At 71.2% G+C, this 20732-nt stretch carries 20 protein-coding genes and 1 pseudogene; 11 read left to right on the top strand and 10 right to left on the bottom strand.

Annotated elements, in window-relative coordinates; translation table 11 throughout:
- The first annotated feature begins 83 nt into the window (after positions 1-83).
- Positions 84-1805 carry a gamma-glutamyltransferase gene (gene ggt / locus AB0H84_RS34040; RefSeq protein ID WP_357613522.1) on the top strand — a complete coding sequence of 574 codons (1722 nt, stop codon included), beginning with the start codon at positions 84-86 and terminating at the stop codon, positions 1803-1805.
- Here the strand turns inward: ggt and AB0H84_RS34035 are convergent.
- Positions 1802-2632, bottom strand: coding sequence for an NAD(P)H-binding protein (locus AB0H84_RS34035; RefSeq protein ID WP_357613519.1), 831 nt, complete (start codon positions 2630-2632; stop codon positions 1802-1804). The two genes, ggt and AB0H84_RS34035, sit on opposite strands and share 4 nt — an antisense overlap.
- A gap of 86 nt (positions 2633-2718) precedes the next feature.
- On the opposite strand from AB0H84_RS34035, the gene AB0H84_RS34030 reads away from it, so the two are divergent.
- The 4 genes from AB0H84_RS34030 (at position 2719) to AB0H84_RS34015 (ending at position 6495) form a co-directional block, all read left to right on the top strand.
- Positions 2719-3687 (top strand): Lrp/AsnC family transcriptional regulator, encoded by a 969-nt coding sequence (locus tag AB0H84_RS34030; RefSeq protein ID WP_357613517.1) that lies wholly within the window; start codon positions 2719-2721, stop codon positions 3685-3687.
- Positions 3688-3780: 93 nt separating this feature from the next.
- Positions 3781-4032: a hypothetical protein gene (locus AB0H84_RS34025; RefSeq protein WP_357613514.1), complete on the top strand. Its 252-nt coding sequence runs from the start codon at positions 3781-3783 to the stop codon at positions 4030-4032.
- 118 nt (positions 4033-4150) lie between these two features.
- Positions 4151-5053: a sulfite exporter TauE/SafE family protein gene (locus AB0H84_RS34020; protein ID WP_357613511.1), complete on the top strand. Its 903-nt coding sequence runs from the start codon at positions 4151-4153 to the stop codon at positions 5051-5053.
- Positions 5054-5109: 56 nt separating this feature from the next.
- On the top strand, positions 5110-6495 hold the full coding sequence (locus tag AB0H84_RS34015) for a tetratricopeptide repeat protein (RefSeq protein ID WP_357613508.1): 1386 nt from the start codon (positions 5110-5112) through the stop codon (positions 6493-6495).
- Positions 6496-6553: 58 nt separating this feature from the next.
- On the opposite strand, the gene ald is transcribed toward AB0H84_RS34015, so the two are convergent.
- Entirely contained in the window at positions 6554-7663 is a 1110-nt protein-coding gene (gene ald, locus AB0H84_RS34010; RefSeq protein ID WP_357613505.1) for an alanine dehydrogenase, read from the bottom strand.
- A gap of 61 nt (positions 7664-7724) precedes the next feature.
- Positions 7725-9107: an aspartate aminotransferase family protein gene (locus AB0H84_RS34005; RefSeq protein ID WP_357613502.1), complete on the bottom strand. Its 1383-nt coding sequence runs from the start codon at positions 9105-9107 to the stop codon at positions 7725-7727.
- 280 nt (positions 9108-9387) lie between these two features.
- On the opposite strand from AB0H84_RS34005, the gene AB0H84_RS34000 reads away from it, so the two are divergent.
- Entirely contained in the window at positions 9388-10743 is a 1356-nt protein-coding gene (locus AB0H84_RS34000) for a dipeptidase (RefSeq protein ID WP_357613499.1), read from the top strand.
- 157 nt (positions 10744-10900) lie between these two features.
- Here the strand turns inward: AB0H84_RS34000 and AB0H84_RS33995 are convergent, their stop codons facing one another.
- Together AB0H84_RS33995 and AB0H84_RS33990 are read right to left on the bottom strand one after the other, a co-directional pair.
- Positions 10901-11425: a GNAT family N-acetyltransferase gene (locus AB0H84_RS33995; protein WP_357613496.1), complete on the bottom strand. Its 525-nt coding sequence runs from the start codon at positions 11423-11425 to the stop codon at positions 10901-10903.
- Between the two features lie 55 nt (positions 11426-11480).
- Complete coding sequence (locus tag AB0H84_RS33990; RefSeq protein ID WP_357613493.1) at positions 11481-12365, bottom strand: sigma-70 family RNA polymerase sigma factor; 885 nt, start codon at positions 12363-12365, stop codon at positions 11481-11483.
- Between the two features lie 82 nt (positions 12366-12447).
- Here AB0H84_RS33990 and AB0H84_RS33985 point away from each other — a divergent pair, with 82 nt between their 5' ends.
- A complete protein-coding gene (locus AB0H84_RS33985) occupies positions 12448-12897 on the top strand; it encodes a carboxymuconolactone decarboxylase family protein (RefSeq protein ID WP_357613490.1) in 450 nt (149 codons plus the stop codon).
- A gap of 167 nt (positions 12898-13064) precedes the next feature.
- Here AB0H84_RS33985 and AB0H84_RS33980 read toward each other — a convergent pair whose 3' ends face one another.
- Positions 13065-13700: a hypothetical protein gene (locus AB0H84_RS33980; RefSeq protein ID WP_357613487.1), complete on the bottom strand. Its 636-nt coding sequence runs from the start codon at positions 13698-13700 to the stop codon at positions 13065-13067.
- A 455-nt stretch (positions 13701-14155) separates the two neighbouring features.
- Here AB0H84_RS33980 and AB0H84_RS33975 point away from each other — a divergent pair, with 455 nt between their 5' ends.
- Positions 14156-14509 carry a hypothetical protein gene (locus AB0H84_RS33975; protein WP_357613484.1) on the top strand — a complete coding sequence of 118 codons (354 nt, stop codon included), beginning with the start codon at positions 14156-14158 and terminating at the stop codon, positions 14507-14509.
- On the opposite strand, the gene AB0H84_RS33970 is transcribed toward AB0H84_RS33975, so the two are convergent.
- Positions 14446-15036 (bottom strand): TetR/AcrR family transcriptional regulator, encoded by a 591-nt coding sequence (locus tag AB0H84_RS33970; protein ID WP_357613481.1) that lies wholly within the window; start codon positions 15034-15036, stop codon positions 14446-14448. The two genes, AB0H84_RS33975 and AB0H84_RS33970, sit on opposite strands and share 64 nt — an antisense overlap.
- An 89-nt stretch (positions 15037-15125) precedes the next feature.
- Here AB0H84_RS33970 and AB0H84_RS33965 point away from each other — a divergent pair, with 89 nt between their 5' ends.
- Positions 15126-15521 (top strand): ester cyclase, encoded by a 396-nt coding sequence (locus AB0H84_RS33965; RefSeq protein WP_357613477.1) that lies wholly within the window; start codon positions 15126-15128, stop codon positions 15519-15521.
- Here the strand turns inward: AB0H84_RS33965 and AB0H84_RS33960 are convergent.
- Genes AB0H84_RS33960 through AB0H84_RS33950 form a run of 3 tightly spaced genes read right to left on the bottom strand, consistent with a single transcriptional unit; the run spans position 15515 to position 16838 of the window.
- Positions 15515-15691, bottom strand: coding sequence for a hypothetical protein (locus AB0H84_RS33960; protein ID WP_357613474.1), 177 nt, complete (start codon positions 15689-15691; stop codon positions 15515-15517). The two genes, AB0H84_RS33965 and AB0H84_RS33960, sit on opposite strands and share 7 nt — an antisense overlap.
- Before the next feature lie 10 nt (positions 15692-15701).
- The gene (locus tag AB0H84_RS33955; protein WP_357613471.1) at positions 15702-16286 is read right to left on the bottom strand and encodes a helix-turn-helix domain-containing protein; all 585 of its coding nucleotides are present in this window, start codon (positions 16284-16286) and stop codon (positions 15702-15704) included.
- Between the two features lie 48 nt (positions 16287-16334).
- Positions 16335-16838 carry a pyridoxamine 5'-phosphate oxidase family protein gene (locus tag AB0H84_RS33950; RefSeq protein WP_357613468.1) on the bottom strand — a complete coding sequence of 168 codons (504 nt, stop codon included), beginning with the start codon at positions 16836-16838 and terminating at the stop codon, positions 16335-16337.
- Between the two features lie 130 nt (positions 16839-16968).
- Between AB0H84_RS33950 and AB0H84_RS33945 the strand changes: the two genes are divergently transcribed.
- Together AB0H84_RS33945 and AB0H84_RS33940 are read left to right on the top strand one after the other, a co-directional pair.
- Entirely contained in the window at positions 16969-17595 is a 627-nt protein-coding gene (locus tag AB0H84_RS33945) for a LysE family translocator (protein ID WP_357613465.1), read from the top strand.
- Between the two features lie 87 nt (positions 17596-17682).
- Positions 17683-20732 (top strand): annotated as a pseudogene (locus tag AB0H84_RS33940) (hypothetical protein); the annotation flags it as partial.

The raw sequence follows: 20732 nt of genomic DNA, 5'->3' as shown, positions 1-20732 counted from the left end.
AGATCAGCCTTCTGACCAGCGCATCATCCCTGTGTGGGAGGGGGGCCTACCGCCACGGGCGTACGTAGGCCATGGTAAATACCATGCGCCGAGCGATCGTCCCTGCAGCAGCAGTCCTCGTCTCTCTGGTGTCGGCCCCGCCCGTGCTGGCCGAGCCAGAGCAGAAAGTCCCGGTCGCGGAGGGGTACGGCGGTGCCGTCGCGACCGTCGACCTCGATGCCAGCAAGGCCGCCATCTCCGTGCTCAGGAGGGGCGGCAACGCGGTGGACGCCGCCGTCGCCGCGGGCGCGGTGCTGGGCGTCACGGAGCCGTACTCCGCGGGCCTGGCCGGAGGCGGCTTCATGGTGTACTACGACGCCAGGCAGCGCAAGGTCTTCACGATCGACGGCCGCGAGACCGCCCCGCAGGCCATGACCTCGACCACGTTCGAGGGCATCCCGTTCGACGAGGGCGTCACCAGCGGCCTGTCGGCGGGCATTCCCGGCACGGTCGCGAGCTGGGACCTGGCCCTACGGAAATTCGGCACGACCTCGCTCAGACAAGCACTCCAGCCCGCGATCGACGTGGCCTCCAAGGGCTTCGTCGTGGACCAGACCTTCCACGACCAGACCGCCGCGAACCAGGCCCGGTTCAAGGACTTCACCTCCACGGCCAAGCTCTACCTCCCGAACGGCGCTCCGCCGCCCGTCGGCTCGGTGTTCAGGAATCCCGAGCTGGCGGCCACGTACCGGGAGCTCGGCAGGCGCGGTCCCGGCTGGCTGTACGGCGGGCAGCTGGGCAAGGAGATCGTGGCCACCGTCAAGCAGCCGCCGGTCACCCCCGGCAGCACCCGCAACGTCCGGCCGGGCCTGATGGAGCTGTCCGACCTGCGCGCCTACCGCGCGCTCCAGCGCGAACCCACCAAGATCTCCTACAACGGCAAGGACGTGTACGGCATGGCGCCGCCGTCCTCCGGCGGCTCGACGGTCGGCGAGGCACTCAACATCCTCCAGGCCCTGCCGCAGGTCGGCCTGCACGAGTACTTGGAGGCGTCCAGGCTGGCCTTCGCCGACCGCGGCAAGTACGTCGGCGACATCCCCGGCGTGCCGCTCAAGGAGCTGCTGTCCGACGGCTTCGCCAAGGAGCGGGCCTGCCTGATCGGTGACAGGGCGATGGCCGGTCCGGCGGCGCCCGGCAGCCCGGACGGCTCGTACGAGCCCTGCGCCCAGCCCACCGGCAGCTCAACCCCGATCGCCGACGAGGGCCCCGAGACCACGCACCTCGTCGTCGCCGACCGGTGGGGCAACGTGATCGCCTACAACCTGACCATCGAGTCCACCGGCGGCAACGGCATCGTGGTGCCGGGTCGCGGCGTGCTGCTCAACAACGAGCTCACCGACTTCACGTTCGGCCCGGCGCCCGGCGACCCCAACCTGCCCGGCCCCGGCAAGCGGCCGCGCTCGTCGATGGCGCCCACGCTGGTGTTCGAGCACGGCAGGCCGGTGCTCGCGGTCGGGTCGCCGGGCGGCTCGACCATCATCACGACCGTGCTGCAGATCCTGGTCAACCGGTACGAGTTCGGGATGAACCTGCCGGACGCGCTCGCCGCGCCCCGCGCCACGCAGCGCAACACCGCGCAGACGCAGGCCGAGCAGGCATTCCTGGACAAGTACCGCGCCGAGCTGGAGGCCAAGGGGCACAGCTTCGCGCTCAACCCGGAGATCGGGGCGGCCACCGCGCTGGAGTTCGTCGGCAGGGGCCGGGTCCAGGCCGTCGCCGAGCCGGTCCGCCGCGGCGGCGGCAGCGCGATGGTGGTGAAGCCCTAGAAGTCTCCCGCGTGGTCCTTCGCCCATTCGGCGAAGGACCGCGCGGGCCGTCCGGTGACCTCCTCGACCGTGCTCGTCAGGGCCGGCGGCGGGCCGTCGAGCATCTGCGCGTAGCCGTCGAGCAGGGCGTCCACGAACGAGTCCGGGAAGTCGTCGTCGGCCAGCAGCCGCTGGCGCTCCTCCTCCCGGCTGAGCTCCTGCCAGCGCAGCGGGCGCCCGAGCGCGTCGCCGATGATCCGTACCTGCTCGACCTGGCTCAGCGCCTCCGGCCCCGTCAGCACGTAGCGGGCGCCGTCGTGGCCCTCCGAGGTGAGCGCCCGTACGGCCACGGCGGCGATGTCGCGTTCGTGCAGCATGGCCATCTTCAGCGCGCCGAACGCGCCCCGCACCACGTCTCCCGAGCGGATCTGGCCGCGCCACCAGAGCGCGTTCGCGGCGAACGTGCTGGGCCAGAGCATGGTCCAGGCCAGGCCCGACTGCTCGACGCGCTGCTCGAGCTCGTTGTGCGACAGGCCGACGGCCGAGTCGGGCTGGTCGCGTACCGCTCCCGAGGAGAGCAGGACGATGCGGCGGGCGTGCCGCCTGATCGCGCCGACCACGCCGGCGGCGAGGTCGGCGGTGTGGAAGGGCCAGATGAGGAAGACGGACTCCACGCCGTCCAGACACCGGTCGATGGTTCCGTGGTCGCCCTTGACCACCTCGGCGGCCGCGGGCAGGGCCGCCCAGGACGGGTCACGGGTCATGGCGCGTACGGGGTGGCCCGCCTCGACGAGCTGGTGGACGACCTGGCGTCCGACGTTCCCGGTGGCTCCTGTTACGAGAATCATGTGTCCAAGGCTGGCTCGGGCCCCCAAGCCGCCCCAATTGCCGGGGGCATATCGGCCGCTTTCCTCCATCGAACTACCCTGTTGAGATGGAATCCGCCGAACTGGACGCCGTCGACCGCGGGCTGGTGCACGCCCTCCAAATCGACGGCCGTGCCCCCTTCGCCAGGATCGCCGACGTGCTGGGCGTCTCGGAGCAGACCGTGGCCCGCCGCTACCGCAGGCTCACCGCGGCGGGCGCGCTCAGGGTGGTGGGCGGCCTCGACGGCCTGCTCCTCGGCTACACGCCCTGGACCATCCGCGTGCGCTGCACGCCCGACGCCGGCACGGCCATCGCCGAGGCCCTGGCCAGGCGGCCCGACACGTACTGGGTGCACCTGCTGTCGGGCGGCACCGAGATCTCCTGCTTCACCCAGTCACCCGACGCGGTCCTGCTGGAGAAGCTGCCGAGGACGAGCCGCGTCCTGGGCATGACCGCCCACTCGCTCCTGCGGGGCTTCGCCGTGCCGGGCGGCTGGCGGGGGCTGGCCTGGCTGACGGAGGAGCAGGCCGACCGGCTGCGCCCCGAGCCGCGTACTGGATCTGATGGCATCGTCCTGCAGGAGGAGGACCACCGCCTCGTGGGCGTGCTGGCCGAGGACGGCCGGGCCGGGTACGCGGAGCTGGCCAGGGCCACCGGCTGGTCGGAGTCCACGGTCAAGCGCCGCCTCAACCAGCTCAGGGCGTCGGGCGCGCTCAACATCCAGCTCGACTACTCCCCCAGGCTGCTCGGCTACCGCGCCGAGGCCAGGCTGTGGATGTCCGTACGCCCCTCGGAGCTCCTCCATGTGGCCACCACCCTCGCGGGCCATCCGGAGATCTCCTTCGCCGGCGTCACCACCGGCCCGACGAACCTCCTGGCCGCCGCCGTCTGCCGCGACAACGCCGATCTCTACCGCTACCTCACCGAACGGGTCAGCGCCCTGGACGCCGTCCAGACGCTCGAGACCGCCCCCGTCCTCCGGACGATGAAACGCACCGGCGTCCTACCCCCACGGGCGTACGTCCGGCCTTCATGAACACTCCCTGGGGCGAATCAGGAACAGCGCCTGACGTCCGATTCGGCGAGCCGCTCCGCCGACGACCCTGGAGGCAGACACCGAGGAGGAGACATGCACAGCTTCTGGCCGATCATCCCGTTCTTCTGGGGCCTGTTCTGGGTCGCCGTCGTCGCGCTCGCCATCACCGCCCGGCGCAAGGGCTGGTGGGCGCCGCACCACAGGCCCGCCCCGGCCTCGCCCACCTCCCCCACGTCGCCCACCGCCTCTGCGGAGCGGATCATCGCCGAGCGGTACGCCCGCGGCGAGATGAGCGACGACGAGTACTTCGAGCGGATGTCCGTGCTCCGGGGCGGCGCAGCGTAACCATCACCAAAGGCGCAAACACTGTCACTGGCCGCATCCACGGCGTCGCGTTAGGTTGCGTATACCGGACTCGTGGAAGTGGGACAGGTATGCGGTCTGTCGCGGAAGTCTGCGGCCAGTGCAGTCATGGCTGAGCGTCCTCACCCTGTTCGCCGGTGGTGCCGCCGCCGGGCTCGTGGCGGGGACGGCCACGTGCGCCGCGGCGCAGGGCGGGCTGCTCATGGGGCTGGTCGACGGCTGCCACGGGCGCGATCCCGCGCTGGTCGGCTGGTTCCTGGCGGGGCGGCTGGCCTCGTACAGCGTGGCCGGGGCGCTGCTCGGGCTGCTCGGCTCGGCCGTCAGCCTGCCTCCGCGGGCGCGCGGGGCGCTGCTCGTGGCGGCCGGCGTCACGGTGATCGTCTTCGCGGTCCGGCTGATGAGGCGGGGGCGCTGCGCGGCTCCGGCCGCGGCTGACGCCCCTTCCCGGTACCGGGCGCCGCTGCTGGGCGCGGCCACCGTCCTGGTGCCTTGCGGGGTGACGCTCGGCATGGAGATGATCGCGATCTCCAGCGGCTCCCCGGTCGCGGGGGCGGCGGCCATGGCGGGGTTCGTCGTCGGCACCGCTCCGGCGTTCGCGCTGCTCGGCTACGTGCTGCGGCGCCTCTCACGCACCCGGCTGGCCCGGCTCGCCGGGGTCGTGGCCGTCGCCGCCGGACTCTGGACCATCGGCGCCGGCCTCAACCTGGGCGGCTGGGCCGGCGGCACGATCGGCGGCACCCCACCCACCACCGGGTCCGGCGTGCAGACCGTGACCATCTGGGCGACCCGTGAGGGGTACCGCCCGGCCGTCGTGACGGCACGCGCGGGCGTGCCCGTCGATGTGGTGTTCAAGCTGGCGGACCGGGGATGCACCGGCACCGTCACGATCGGCGGGCGCGACGTCGCGCTGCCGGCCACCGTGCGCCTGCCGCCGCAACCGCGAGGGTCACTGCGGTACGTGTGCGGGATGGGCATGTATACAGGCCGCATCAACTTCCTGTAGCGCCGTGTCGGCGATTACTGTTCGCAATCACGCGATCACGTGCCACTCTGTTCGCCATGGCCTGGCAAGGAGAGGTGGCGGCGCCGTCCGTACCGGCGCCGCGGGTGGGAGACGAGCCCGAGCTGCTGGCCGCCGCGCGTGCGGGTGACGCGCAGGCCGCGCACCGGCTCGGCAAGCTTTACGCGCAGCACGGCGACCGCGCGGCGGCCAAGCACTGGTGGGAACGGGCGGCCGCCGCCGGCAACGTGGACAGCGCCTACAACCTGGGCGTCTGGCACGAGAAACACGGCAGCCTGGAGGAAGCGGTCACCTGGTACGAGTTCGCGGCCGGCACCGGCGACTCCGAGGCCGCCGCCAATCTGGCGACGCTCCTGCTGGAGCAGCGCGGCGACACCGGGGCCGCCAGGCTCTGGTACGAGCGGGCGGCCCTCGGCGGGTCCAGGGCGGCGGCCCGCAGGCTGGCGCTGATGTGCGAGGACGCGGGCGAGCTGGGGGCGGCACGGGAGTGGCACCGCAGGGCGGCCTCCGACGGCGACCTCACATCGGCACACGACCTGGGCTTCCTGGCCTACGCATCGGGCGACGACAAGGAGACCGTGCGCTGGTGGGAGTACGCGGCCAGGGGCGGCCACGCGGACTCGGCGTACTGCATGGGCCTCTACCTGGACGCCGGCCGCGATCCCGAGGGCGCGGAGGCGTACTACCGGCTGGCCGCCAGGAACGAGCACCCGGGAGCCGCCTCCCAGCTCGGCGGCGTCGCGCTGTCCAGGGGCGACCTGCGCACGGCCCGCGCCTGGTTCGAGCAGGCGGCAGCGGCGGGGCGGGTCCACGATCAGCGGATGGCCGGGTTCGTCTGCGTGGAGCTGGGCGACTGCGCTGCGGCCAGCCACTGGTTCGGCCGCGCGGCGGCCGGCGGGGACGCCGAGTCGGCCTTCAACTACGGCCTGCTGCTGATCGCCGAGTTCGGCGACATGGCCGGCGGGCAGCACTGGTTCAGGCAGGCGGCGCGGGCCGGGCACCGCGGGGCCGCCGTCGAGCTGGGCGGGCTGCTGTCGGTGACGGGCGAGGTGGGCGAGGCGCAGACTTGGCTGTCCGATCCGCCGCCGGCCACCTGGGGCCGGCACGCCGAGCCGGAGCTGACCGCGAGGGCGGAGCTCGCCGCGGCCGCGACCGGGCGCAGGGGCGGCGTCTCGCTCTCCGTTTCGGACCTGGCCGAGGTGCTGGGCACCTGGGACCTGGTGACCAGGCCGCTGCACGACCATTCCGACGTGATCGGGTGGCTGGTCGAGCGGAGCGGGGTGCACCGGAGCGCGATCGAGCACCTGGCGTCGGTACGCGGAACGCTGCTGCGCCCCGGGAGCGCGCCGTGGCCCAGCCCCGCCGAGATCGAGTACGTCCTGGCCACGGCCCGCGACCTGCGCCGGCGCCTGGGCGTGCGCTAGAGGCCGGGCACCTGGGCGTGCGCTGGAGATGGTGGAGGGCGCGTCCCTCCACCATTCACTAGACCAGTTCGGTCACCGGCGTGAAGGGCAGGCCGAGCGCCTCGGCCACCGGCTGGTTGGTCAGCCTGCCGTCGTAGGTGTTGAGCCCGCCCGCGAGGCCGGCGTCGGCCTTGAGCGCGTCGCGCCAGCCCAGGTTGGCCAGCTTGACCGCGTACGGCAGGGTCGCGTTCGTCAGGGCGTACGTGGAGGTGTTGGCCACGGAGCCCGGCATGTTGGCCACGCAGTAGAACACCGACTCGTGCACCGTGTACGTCGGCTCGGCGTGCGTGGTCGGACGCGAGTCCTCGAAGCAGCCGCCCTGGTCGATGGCGATGTCGACGAGCACGGAGCCCGGCTTCATGCGCGAGACCAGGTCGTTGGAGACCAGCGTCGGGGCCTTGGCGCCCGGGATCAGCACCGCGCCGATGACCAGGTCGGCCTGCAGGACCTCCTGCTCGATCGCGTACGACGTGGAGACCAGCGTCTTGAGCCGGCCCTGGTAGATGGCGTCGATGTAGCGCAGCCGGTCGATGTTGGTGTCGAGCACGGTCACGTCGGCGCCCATGCCGACGGCGATCTGCGCGGCGTTGAGCCCGGAGACGCCGCCGCCGATGACGACCACCTTCGCCGGGGCCACGCCGGGCACGCCGCCCGGCAGGACGCCGCGGCCGCCGTTGAAGCGCATCATGTTGTACGCGCCCACCTGCGGCGCGAGCCGGCCCGCGACCTCGGACATCGGGGCGAGCAGCGGCAGGGCGTTGCCGACCTGGACGGTCTCGTACGCGATGCCGGTCGTCTTGGCGGCCAGCAGCGCGTCGGTGCAGGAGCGGGAGGCGGCCAGGTGCAGGTAGGTGAAGAGCACCAGCCCTTCACGCAGCCGGTGGTACTCCTCGGCGATCGGCTCCTTCACCTTGAGCACCATGTCCGCCTCGCCCCACACGGCGTCGGCGCTGTCGAGGAGCTTCGCGCCCGCCGAGAGGTACTCCTCGTCCGTGATGGACGAGCCGAGCCCCGCACCCCGCTGGACGAGGACGTCGTGGCCGTTGCGCACCAGCTCGTGAACTCCGGCAGGGGTGGCGGCGACGCGATATTCGTGGTTCTTGACCTCGGCAGGAACGCCGATCTTCATGGTTTGATCCTTTCGCGAACCGGCACACCGTCGTACCGGGATTACGGTGTTACAGGTGCGGTTATAGGCGCGCCCATGCTCGGGTGAGCACGTCGCGGAGGATCGACCCGATCTCGGCGAACTCCTCCGGACCCGCGATCAGCGGGGGCGAGAGCTGGATGACGGGATCTCCGCGGTCGTCGGCGCGGCAGTAGAGGCCCGCGTCGAACAGCGCCTTGGACAGGAAGCCACGCAGGAGCCGCTCCGACTCCTCGGCGCTGAACGTCTCCTTGGTGGCCTTGTCCTTGACCAGCTCGATGCCCCAGAAGTAGCCGGAGCCGCGCACGTCACCGACGATGGGCAGGTCGCGCAGGCCGTCGAGGGTCTGCTTGAACAGCGGCTCGTTCCTGGTGACGTGACCGAGCAGGTCCTCACGTTCGAAGATATCAAGGTTGGCCAGTGCGACGGCCGAAGAGACGGGGTGGCCGCCGAACGTGTATCCGTGGGCGAACATCGTGTCGCCGTTCTTGAACGGCTCGAACAGCCGCTCATGCGCGATCATCGCGCCGATGGGCGAATAACCGCTGGTCAGGCCCTTGGCACAGGTGATGATGTCAGGCACGTAGTCGAACTTCTGGCCGCCGAACATCGTGCCCAGCCGGCCGAAGGCGCAGATGACCTCGTCGGAGACGAGCAGCACGTCGTACTCGTCGCAGATCTCGCGCAGGCGCTGGAAGTAGCCGGGAGGGGGCGGGAAGCAGCCGCCGGCGTTCTGGACGGGCTCGGCGAAGACGGCGGCCACCGTGTCGGGGCCCTCCATCTCGATGGCGCGGGCCACGCGCTCGGCCGCCCAGATGCCGTACTCCTCGGGGGTCATGCCCTTGACGCCGGTGATCTCGTCGGCGCGGTAGTGGTTGGTGTTGGGGACCCTGATCGAGCCGGGCACCAACGGCTCGAACATCTGCTTGAACGCTGGGATGCCGGTGATCGACAGCGCGCCCTGCGGGGTGCCGTGGTAGGCGATCTGGCGGCTGATGACCTTGTGCTTGAGCGGCTTGCCGATGAGCTTGTAGTACTGCTTGGCGAGCTTCCAGGCGGTTTCGACCGCCTCGCCGCCGCCGGTGGTGAAGAAGACGCGGTTCAGGTCGCCGGGGGTGTAGGAGGCGAGGCGCTGGGCCAGCTCAGCGGCCTTGGGGTGGGCGTACGACCATAGAGGGAAGAACGCCAGCTCCTGGGCCTGCTTGGCGGCGGCCTCGGCGAGCTCCTGGCGTCCATGGCCGACCTGGACCACGAAGAGCCCGGCCAGACCGTCGAGGTAGCGCTTGCCGTGAATGTCGTAGACGTACGATCCCTCACCGCGCACGATGGTCGGGATCTCGGACTGCTGGTAGGCGCTGTGCCTGGTGAAGTGCAACCACAGGTTGTCCTGCGCGGCCTTCAGGACGTCGTTTTCCGGCTGCGTCATGGTTATCTTCCCTTGTGTCTGAACTCCCCACAGTGTGCATGTTCACCTGCGGATTTGCCAAGCGAATCGGTCGCAGCACTATGCAAGAAAATCGAGATCCGCAGAACCGGTTTGTAACAGCGACGAAATCCGCATGTACATTGGCGCGCGGGCCAGGCCCGTTGCCGCACGCTGGACGTTCTGTGATCCAATGAGAGCAACGCGTCTAGACCAGCCCGCACCGGCCGAGACCTGTTGATGTTGACGACCATGACGACGAATGACCCCCGGGGGACCTTCCGTGACTCCTGAGCAGATCAAGAGCGCTGTCGCCGCCGCGATGCCCCAGTCCGTCGAGGACCTCAAGCGGCTGGCAGCCATACCTTCCGTGGCCTTCCCGGGGCACCCGGAGGAGCCGGTGTTCGCCGCCGCCGCGCTGACGGAGGAGCTGCTGCGCTCGGCGGGGCTGCCGCGCGTCCAGCAGGTGCCCGTCGAGGGCAGCTTCCCGGCCGTCTACGGGGAGGCCCCCGCGCCGCCCGGCGCCCCCACCGTCCTGCTGTACGCGCACTACGACGTGCAGCCCGCGGGCGACCTGGCCGCGTGGCGGACCCCGCCGTTCGAGCCGACCCTGATCGACGGCCGCCTGTACGGGCGGGGCTGCGCGGACGACAAGTCGGGCGTCATCTCCCACGTCACCGCCCTGCGCGCCTTCCAGGGCCGCTTCCCCGTGGGCATCAAGGTCATCATCGAGGGCCAGGAGGAGTACGCGGGCGAGCGCCTGGAGGCGTTCGTCGAGCGCAACCCCGAGCTGCTGCGCGCCGACGCCATCGTGGTCGCCGACTGCGGCAACCCGCGCGTCGGCGACCCGGCGGTCACGACCTCGCTCCGCGGCATGGCGGCGTTCACCATCGAGGTCCGCACGCTGAAGGAAGCGGTGCACAGCGGCTCGTTCGGCGGCGCCGCCCCCGACGCGCTGGCCGCCCTGATGCGCATGCTGACCTCGCTGCACGACGACAACGGCGACATCCGCGTGCCCGGCCTCCCGCGCGGGACGTTCCTGGGCCAGGGGCCGTCGGAGGACGAGTTCAGGAAGACGGCCGGCGTCCTGGAGGGGGTCTCCCTGGTGGGCTCGGGCTCGCTGGCGGACCGGCTCTGGTCGTCGTACGCGATCACCGTGACGGGCCTGGACGTGCCGACGGTCTCGGGCGCGGTGAACGCGGTTCAGCCGACCGCGCGGGCGCGCGTGACCGTCCGCGTCCCGCCGGCGGGCGACCCGAAGACCACGGTCAACGCGGTGGTGGAGTTCCTGCGCCAGGTGGCGCCGTGGGGCGTCCAGGTGTCGTTCGAGGACTTCACCGTGGGCTCCGGCTTCCAGGCGGACTCGGGCGGCAAGGCCCGGGCGGCGCTGAACCGAGCCATGGAGTGGTCCTTCGGCCGCCGGCCTCGTGACGTGGGCGCGGGGGGCTCCATTCCACTGGTCAACACGCTGCTGAAGCAGTTCCCCGCGGCGGAGATCCTGCTGTTCGGGGCGGAGGACGAGGACGCCGCCATTCACGCGCCGAACGAGCGGGTGGACCTGGAGGAGCTCCAGCGCGTGGCGACGACCGAGGCGCTGTTCCTCCACGAGCTCAGCCTGCCCTCGGCGCTGGGAGTGTAGAGGCAGTAGCGTCCAGCAGGCCCACCCACCCGTTGCCCGATGGGGTGGTGGGCCTGCTGGACCCCAGGCCTCCACATCACCGATCCGGACCTGGACCGATCACGGCCATGGCCGCCTGATCAGTCAACGCCGGCGCTGTCCCCGGCCGTCGATCCATTCACTCCTGCGGGGTGGGCCGCCCGGCCCGATGGCGCGTCAGCACGCGAGTGGTGCTGCCGTCATCTTCACCTATGTCCCGGACGTGCTCGAAGCCGATCCTGTTCAGCACCGCCAGCGAGGCGCTGTTTGACGCCGCTACGGTGGCGTGCACCTCCGTGAGCCCCAGGGTGTCGAAGCCATAGGCGACGATCGCCTCGGCCAGTTCTCTCCCCAGCCCTGATCCCCACACATCAGGGGTCAGCGCGTAGATGATCTCGTGGCCTTGGACCACGTCGGTCGGCTTGATCTCAGCGTGTCCGACCAGGAGACCGTTCCGGCGAACGGCCCAGACGTCGAACAGATCCCGGGCATAGACCTTCGTGAAGACCCGTCCGAACAGGGCACGGTCCTCCGCCTCGGTAGCAGGGCCGTCGCCCATCCACTGCGAAACCCTCCGGTCCTGGAACAGGGCGACGAAGTCCTCCTCGTCCTCGGGGACGTACGGCTCCAGCAGCAGGCGCTCAGTGCGCAGGGTCGGGGTCATAGACGGCGAAGGTAACCGCGCGCCGCACTCCCGACAAATCATTTTCCGCGGTGGCTCACCCCGGCTCCGGCAGGTTCATCGACGCGAGCCTGGCCGGGGCGATCACGGTCGCGATGGCCACGATCCGGCCGTCGACGACGGTGAACGCCATGACCGAGAGCGGAGTCCCGTCCTCGCGCCAAGAGACGAACCCGGGAAGGCCGTTGACGAGCACCGCTCGTCCTCTCGCGGCCGCGCCGGCGGCGACTCGAGTGGAGGCGCCTTCGGCGACCTTGGTGGCGCCGAGGATGACGACCACACCAGTGGGGGTGTCGACGGTCAGCCTCACCTCGGGGTGGAGCACGCGCAGCAACTCCTCGAAGTCACCGCGGCGAGCCGCCGCCAGAAAGGCCTGGACCACCTCTCGCTGTTCCCGTCCGGTGGCCGTGGGCCGCTCGGTCGCCTGTACCTTCCTGCGGGCGCGGCTGGCGAGCATCTTGGCGGCATCGGCCGACTTGCCGAGGATCTGGCCGATCTCGTCGAACGGCACCGCGAACAGGTCGTGCAGCACGAACGCCAGCCGCTCCCCCGGCCGGAGCGACTCCAGGACGACGAGGAGCGCGAGCCCGACCGAGTCGGCGAGCGCGACCTGCTCCTCCGGCGCGGGACCGTCGTCGACCGTCACCACGAGCTCGGACAGCCGGTCGTCGTAGGGCGCCTCAGGACGGTTCCGGCGCGACCTCAGGACGTCCAGGCTGATCCGGCCGACCACCGTGGTCAGCCAGGCTGCCAGGTTGTCGATCGTCGCCGCGTTCTGGCGAGAGAGCCGCAGCCAGGCCTCCTGGACCACGTCCTCGGCGTCGGCGTGCGATCCGAGCATGCGGTAGGCGACCGCGCGCAGCCGGTCGCGCTGGGCCTCGAACGCCTCGGCCACCGGGTCGGTCGGGCTGGTGTGGGACATGTTGTTACCTTCCTCGGATCTGCTCCGTCATGGGTGATGACGGGCCCGAACGGGCGCAGGTAACCGATGAAGGAGCAGACCGATGAAAGCACGTATGAACAGCGCGGCGAGCCCCGACGTGATGACCGCGATCCAGCTCCTCTACAAGGGGATTCACTCCGCCGGCGTCGACCCTCTCGTGCTCGAGCTGGTCCATCTGCGGGTCAGCCAGATCAACGGCTGCAGCCCGTGCGTGTTCGCCGGGGTCGCGTCGGCCAAGAAGAGCGGGGAGACCGACGAGCGGCTGCACAGCGTGGCCGCCTGGCGCGAGACATCCTTCTTCACCGAGAAGGAGCGAGCGGCGCTCGCGCTGGCCGAGGCCGCGACGCGCATCCAGGACGGCGCGCCGGGCGTGACCGACGAGATCTGGGAGGCCGCCGCCGCTCACTTCGACGAGAAGCAGCTGTCCGCGATCATCTCGAACATCGCGCTGACCAACTTCTTCAACCGGATCAACCACACGATCCGCGCACAGGCCGGCATGACCTGGTGAGCCGGGCGGGGCGTCATCTCCGCCCGGAGGCCGCGCACCCGCACCACACGCGAGATGTCAGGGCCCGGAGACCGCGGCATCCGGGCCCTGCCGCGTCACCCCCTCGATGGCGACGCCGGCGTCCGCCGGGCGCACCCGCTTTATCTTGAGCAGCGGGCTCGTGCTCGTCATTCAGGGGCGAGCCGCAACACCGCGGATTCGCCGTTGACCGCCACTGCCGTGATGCTCAGGCCGTTCTCGGTGGCGGTGCTGTCGGCGGCCAGGACGAGCCGGAACCTGCCGTCCGAGCTGGAGGAGTTGCAGCTGACGCCGGTGCAGAATCCGCGCTGCGAGTAGCCGAGATAGCGCCCGACGACGGTGACGGTGTCGAAGCCGACCGACTGCACCCGTACCGAGGCAACCCGAAGGCGGCGTGGCACCGGAAGCCTCGCCGCCGCGCCGACCCGGACCTCACAGCGGCCGTCAACGCAGGCGGAGAGGTCGGCGCCGTCCGCGGCCGCCGGCAGGCCGGACGAACCCGGGGTCCCGCTCCGCGTCGAGGTGTCCGGGGTGGCGTCCCCCTGGGCGTCGTCGTCGGCGGTCGCGGGCGGAGCGGACGCGCTCGGAGAGCCGCTCTGCGTCAAGGCGTCCGGCGAGGCGTCGCCACCCGACGAGCAGCCGGCCAGGACCAACGTGCCGCCTGCCACCAACGCCGCGACCAGCCGGTGCAGCACGCAGATCCGGTGCGGGACGCCGCGCCTTCGCTCGCCGGGGGTTGTTCCTGCCTTGTCCATGTGCCTGCGCTCCTCCGTCTGCCTTCTCATACACAGAGTAACGAGACATGAGCTCTTCGCGTTCAGGGGGGCTGCTCAGCGGTGCCTTGACGGGCCGATGCACATGGTCGGCTTGAGGCGTCGGTACCCGTCCCGGTGAGGCCGAGGCGCAAGATTTTTGGAACCGCCCGAGCCGCCCCGCGGCAATTACTCGTGTCATGACAGGAGCCACCCGAGAGGCAACAGATGCGACAAGAGAGCCGGGCGGAGGCGCGGCCGCGGCCCGAAGCCCCCGGGGCGGGCGGTGCTGGAGAGCGCCGCGCTGGTCGCTGACCGGAGCAAGAACGTCGAGATCCGGCCGGACCAGTGGTTCTACATCAAGGAGACCCAGCGCATGCCCGAGCGGATGCCGACGTTCGAGCACTGGAGCAGGATGGACGGCACACAGGAGGCGGTACGGACCAAGGGCAGGCTCCGGATCGGCGAGCCCGAGAAGGGGCCCACGAATGTCGATCTGCCAGCCCAACTGCCCGCCGGAGATCGCGGACAGCGTCAAGGCGTTCGGGGCGATCGGGTGGTACATGAAGTTCGGGCCCATGATCCCGCCGGACACGGCCGCGGCGATGTACCGGGCGCTGGCCAGGATCCCTGACGTCACGGTCGAGGAGAACGTCACGGACGGCGACGGGCGCGCCGGGATCGGTGTCGTGCTCGACACCGGGGAATCGGGCAAGGCGTTCTACATCCTTGATCCCCGCGACTACCACTACCTCGGGACGAAGATCGTGAATGGTGGTCAGACCGTGTCCATGTCCGTGCTCGGGTCCGGGATCGTGGACAGACCGGGCGAGGTGCCGTAGTCGATCAGGCTCAGCAGACGGTCGGCCTGGGCGCGGTCCGAGGCGGCCAGGGCGATGCCCTTGACCAGGGTCAGCAGGTCGCGAACGTCGAGGTCGGCGCGGGCGGAGCCCGCCTGCTTGGCCGCGTCCAGCAGGGTCGAGGCGGTGGCGAGCATGGAGGCGTGCCACTCCGCCACCAGGGCGGAACTGCTCTGGTCGTCGGTGACCGACAGGGCCAGGTCGCGTTTCGTGGTGACGTGGTCCACGAAGAGCCGGAGCCAGTCATGGAGCGCCTCACCGGGCGGTCCGGCGTCAAGGAGGGTCTGGCCGCTCGTGCACAGGTGGGCGACCTCGTCGGCGTAGACGGCGACCAGCAGGTCCGTACGGGTGGGGAAGTGCCGGTACATGGTGGCGTTGCCGACCCCGGCACGGCGGGCCACGTCGTCGAGCGGCGCGTCGGTGCCGCGTTCGGCGAAGACCTGCGCGGCCGCGGCCAGCAGCTGGTCGTAGTTGCGCTGCGCGTCCGCCCGGCGAGGACGTGGTCCCATCTGTCTCCTTGTTAAATGGGGAACTCCCCATCTATTGTAGTTGGCGTCAAGAAACGGGGAAGTCCCCACTTAATCGGCGGGAGAACGGCATGACGACGGCCGGGGACGTACATCGGCGCATCATCGAGCTCTACCAGGCTGGGCGGTGGGAGGAGGGACTGGCGTTCATCGACCCCGAGGTGATCGATCACCGGGGCGGCACGGACGGCGACCACCACGGGCTGGCCGCCTGGAAGGACAAGTGGGAGCGGGCCTTCTCCGGGGGGACGGGTTTTCACGACATGTCCGTCACAGTGGAGCAGAACGTCTCGACCGACGACCTGTCAGCCAACGTCTACCTCAGCAGCGGCACCCACACGGCCTCGGGCCGCCGGTACGAGGTGCGGGGCATCGACATGATCCGCGTACGGGACGGCAGGATCGTCGAGCACTGGGCCATCAGGGACGCGGTGGCCATGCGCCACCAGCTCGGCCTGGATCAGTAGTGCCGGTACACCAGCCGAAGGCCCGTCTCCACCAGGGCCCAGCCCAGCCGCTTCTCCAAGGTGCGGACGACCGAGCCGGACGGCGGCTGGGCCAGGCGGTACCGGTCCGCGTCGGCGCGCAGCTCGCGGGCTCGCGCCCGCTCGACGTACAGGTATGAGTCCGGATACATCGCATTCTCCTCACATGCGGAACGGGAAGCCGTACGTGTGCACGGCGACGTTCTCGCGCCCCTCGGCGTCGCCGGACTCGCGAGCCGCCTGCCCGTGCACCCGCCACTTCGTGATGACCTCGTTGAGCTCGTCACCCAGTCGGCGCAGCTCTTCGGCCGTCAGTGAGAGCAGGTACTCAGAGCTGAAAGTCGCGCTGCGCCAGTCGCCGGGCCAGGCGGCCTGGGTGTCGAGGTAGCTCTCATACATCTCGCTCAGTTGGCGGGCGTGCATGCGGGACAACGCGGCGTGGACCGCGGCGCTCTCGGGGGCGTCGCGAAAGTCCTCGTCCCTGGTGCTGATGGCGGCATCCGCGCGCCGCCACCAGCGCTCCCGGGCGTCGCCGCCCGGCTCCGCCTCCTCGATGAGGCCGTGCGTGGCAAGTTTGCGCAAGTGGTAGCTGACCAGCGAGACGGCCTCGTCGACCTGTTCGGCGAGCTGCGAGGCGGTCGCCGTGCCTGCCACGTAGACGGCACGGTAGAGCTTCATGCGCAGCGGGTGGCCCAACGCCTTGAGCGTGTCGAGGTCCTTGATGCGGCGGGTCTTCTCGGTGGCCATGAACCCACCATAGAAGCGAAAGAAAAATTGCGCAATAAAATTTGCGAATCAGCGGAAGCGCCAGCGCGTCTGGCTGTAGTCGCCCTTGCGGAAGCCCAGCACCTTCGACGGCGCCACCTCGAACACCAGGGCGTGCCCGTGCGCGAAGCTCGCGAACTCATCCCCTTCGACGTCGAAGTGCCACTCGGGGCCGTACTTGGCCTCCCAGGCCTCGCTCAGCCGCTTGAGCCTGTCCCGGTCCCTGACGCGTTCGGCACTCCCCTCGACCACCAGGTCCAGCCCGCCGCTCATCGAGCTGCCGCCCGTCGTGAGCGCGCACTTGCGGTTGGACTCGAGGTTCTTGGCCTTCTGCTCCTCGGCTCCCGTGGTGAAGTAGATCGCGTCGTCCTGCCAGACGGCTATCAGCGGCGTGACGTGCGGGCGGCCGTCGGCGCGTACGGTGCTCAGCCAGTACGTCTCCGCACGTTCGAGCTGGTCGCGGGCCTCGGCCCAGGGCGTGGGAGTCGCGTTCTCAACGCTGTAGCGTGCGTCCAGTTCGGCGGTGGGTTCCATGGTGGCTCCTTCAGGTACGGCTCTCGCACGTACGGACTTCCCGGCGCGCGGAAACTCATCGCCGCACTGGAGCATGCAGCTGCCGGCGGCCCTGTGGAAAAGCCTTTGACGCCGTTCCTACGATGGCCCCATGCCTGACATCTCGACACTTGCCCTCTTCTGCGTGGCCACCCTCGGGCTGCTCCTGGTGCCCGGACCGGCGGTCCTCTACATCGTCACCCGGAGCGTCTCTCAAGGTCGCGGCGCGGGCCTGGTCTCCGTGCTCGGGGTGCACGCGGGCTCGCTGGTCCACATCGCGGCCGCGGCTCTGGGCATCAGCGCGCTGCTTGCGGCCTCGGCCACGGCGTTCACCATCGTGAAGTACGTGGGCGTGGCGTACCTGCTCTGGCTCGGCGTACGCAAGCTGATGCGGCGGGGCGAGGACGAGGGACCTGTGGAGCTGCCGGTGCAGTCGAAGAGGCGGCTGTTCTGGGAAGGGTTCGTGGTGAACGTGCTCAATCCCAAGACCGCGATCTTCTTCCTCGCCTTCCTCCCCCAGTTCACCGACCCGCACGCGGGGCCGGTCGGGCCGCAGATCCTGCTGCTCGGGCTGCTGTGGCTGGTGCTCGGGATGGCCTCCGACGGCACGTACGCGATGCTCTCGTCGGCGGTGGCCGGGCGGGTACGCAGGTCGGCCCGCGCGCGACGGGGCCTCGACGTGGGGAGCGGGCTCGTCTACCTCGGGCTGGCGGCCTGGCTCACAGCCGAGAAGGCATGACAAGCCGGGAAATTTCCCGGCCATAGTGCGATAGTGAGATCAGATCGAGGGGACGGCACGTCGGGACGTAGCTAAGAGGCGGACCCTATGGACACGCCACAGCACCGCCTCGGGCTCGAACGGGTCGTCGAGGTCTACTCGGGTCACGGCGACCTTGTCGGCGCGACCGGTTCCGGATATGCGATCGGCGCCGATCTGGTGCTGACCTCCGGGCTGGTGGCGGCTCCCGGCACCCGATGTCAGGTACGTACGCCGGGGCCGGGGCGGTGGGCCGAGGCCGAGCCGGTGTGGCGTGGTCGCGGACGGGCGGGCGCGGTGCTGTTGCGGGTGGCCGACTCGCCATGGGCGGGCGTTCCCGGCATCGAACACGTCCGCTGGGCCAGGCCGGCGGACCCCGTGAGCATCTCCGTGACCCCGCCGCGTGACGGGCGCGGGGAGGAGGGACGCGGCGCCCGCTTCAGGGTGCGCTGCGTGGCCCGCGGGTTTCCGCGTCTGGAGCGGCGGGCCGGGTTCCGGGATGTGGAGACGGTGTCCGGCCTGGTCGACGCCCCCACGGGTGCGGTGTCGAGGGTTCTGACGGTCAGTGTGCTGAGCCCGGGATCCGACGCGCTCTGGCCGGGGCTGTCGGGCGCCGCGCTGCTCGCCGAGCCCGCCGGGCAGATCATCGGCGTGATCACGGCCGGGCACGCCCGGAACCGCCTGGACGCCGTGCCCGTGACCGCGCTGCTGGCCGACGAACGCTTCCGTGAGCTGGCAGGCGTGGCGCCCGGCCGGCTGGAGACCGTCGCGGAGGACGACCCTTCGGCGATGCTCGCCGACCTCCTGACGCCCGCCCGCGACGCGCCGCCCCAGGACTGCCCGGACTGGGCCCTGCTGCTGGCACGTCACGCGATGGTGCCGTTCCTGGGTAGGGACGAGGAGCTGGCGCACCTGCGGGCCTGGGCCGCCGAGCCGGCCGCCCTGTCGATCGCGATCCTGACCGGCCGGAGCGGCACGGGCAAGACAAGGCTGGCGAGCGAGCTCTGCGTGGAGCTGGCCGCCGCAGGATGGGACACGGGCTTCCTTCCCCTGGACTCCGTCGTCGGCCCGCTGGCGAGCCGGACCCTGAACGCGTCACGCCCGACCCTCCTCGTGGTGGACGGCGCGGAGCCGTCCCCGCCCCTGGTGGGCGAGCTGGTACGGCACCTGGCCAAGCACGGGCGCAACCCCCGCGTACGGCTCCTGCTGCTGGCCCGCGAGCCCGGCGAGGCGGAGTGGTGGCGGCGGCTCGACACGGCGGCCGGTGGCTGGCTGAGGCGGCTCAACACCACGGCCGTCCAGCTCAACGCCCGCCCGCTCACCTTGCAGGAACGTACGGAGCACGCGCTCGCGGCCATGAAGGCGTTCGCCCCCAGCCGGGCCGCCCTGCCCGACCCGCCCCGGCTCGACGACCCGGAGTACGGCCTGCCGCTCCACGTCCACCTGGCGGCCCTGCTGCGGCTCTGCGATGGGGACGAACGGGCCAACCCCGCACATAACGGCACGGAGACAATGCGGCTGCGAGGTGGCGGGCTGTTCGGCCGGTTCCTGGAGCGAGAGAGTGACCAGTGGACGCGGGTGTGGCCGGCGGGGGAAGAGCGCCTGGACGACGCCACGGCGCGGCAGGCCGTGGCGTTGCTCACGCTCACCGCTCCCACACCCGCGGAGCTGCCTGGCCTGCTGACGGCCGTCCCCGGGCTGCGTGACCAAGGGACGACCATGAACGTGGCCCGCTGGCTGGGCACGGTCTTCCAGAGCGGCCCGCTCGGCCCGGAACTGGTGGCCGAGCAGCTCCTGGCCGAGACGGACGGGCTGGACGCGCTGGTTCTTGCCATCCATGACCACGACGCCCGCACGGTCGGGCACATCGTGCACTTGCTGGACGTTCTGCGGCGGTCCGCCCGCGGGGAGGAGGCCAGGTCGGCGCTGCGGCTGCTGATCGGTTCCAGGCTCGGCGAGCTCGTCACGGAAGCCGCGGCGAACCCTGCCACCCGGCTCGGCGACATGCTCAACGCCGCCCTGACCCTGTTCCCGGCCGACCGCGCGCTCGCCGCGACCGCATCCGCCCTGCTGACCCGGACCAGCTCGACCGCTGAGCCGCCGGCATCCGGCACGGCGGCATCGAGCACGGCGGCATCCGGCACAGCAGCATCCGGCACAGCAGCATCCGGCACAGCAGCATCGAACTCGGCAGCAGGCGCATCCTCGGTGCGGTGGGGTGCCTGGCCGGTGCGGCGCGCTGCGGGGCTCGGGTTACGGGCGCTGGACGTCACCCTGGGTGAACTGGCCGTGCGACATCGCCGGGCGACCGGTGAGCGGTTGGCGCTGGCAGGGGCGCTGTCCTGGCTGTCGGGTCGGCTGACGGCTGTGGGGAGGGCGGGCGAGGCGGTCGTGGCGGCGGCGGAGGCCGTTGAGATCTACGCGGCCGCGCCCCCGTACGAGGAGGCGGCCGGGCGGGCGGACGCGCTGTTCAGCCTGGGGGCGTGCCTGTTGCTGGCGGGCGAGCCCGGTTCGGCGCTCAAGCCGGCGCAGGAGGCGGCAGCCAGATTCCGCATCCTGGCCGAGGACGACCCGTCGTACGCGGGCGAGGCCGCGCGGGCGCAGCACAACGTCGCCTGCGCGCTGCTGGAGGTCGGGCGCCTGGGCGAGGCCGTGGAGGCGTTCGAGGCGGCGGGCGGCGACACCGGCTTCGCGGCGACCCTCGCGACGCTCGCCGCCCCGCAGCTCGGCGCTGGCGGGCGGTTGCCGACGACCGGCTCGTCAGCGGCCGACCCGTCAGCGGCCCATGCCGAACTGGCCAGCCGGCCGGCAGCACGCCCCGGGACGGCCAGCAGGCCGACAACACGCTCCGGGGCCGCCGGCAGCCCGCTGAGGGCCCGCCCCGTGGCGACCGGCCAACCACCGGGAATGCCCCTCGGGATGACCGGCCAGCCGCCGGGAACACCCCTCGGGACAACCGGCCAGCCGCCGGGAACACCCCTCGGGATGACCGGCCAGCCGCCGGGAACACCCCTCGGGACAACCGGCCAGCCGCCGGGAACACCCCTCGGGACAACCGGCCAGCCGCCGGGAACACCCCTCGGGACAACCGGCCAGCCGCCGGGAACACCCCTCGGTAC

The sequence above is a fragment of the Nonomuraea sp. NPDC050786 genome (assembly GCF_040654115.1).
Lineage (GTDB): Bacteria > Actinomycetota > Actinomycetes > Streptosporangiales > Streptosporangiaceae > Nonomuraea.
This window is presented reverse-complemented; position numbering and strand designations above follow the sequence as displayed.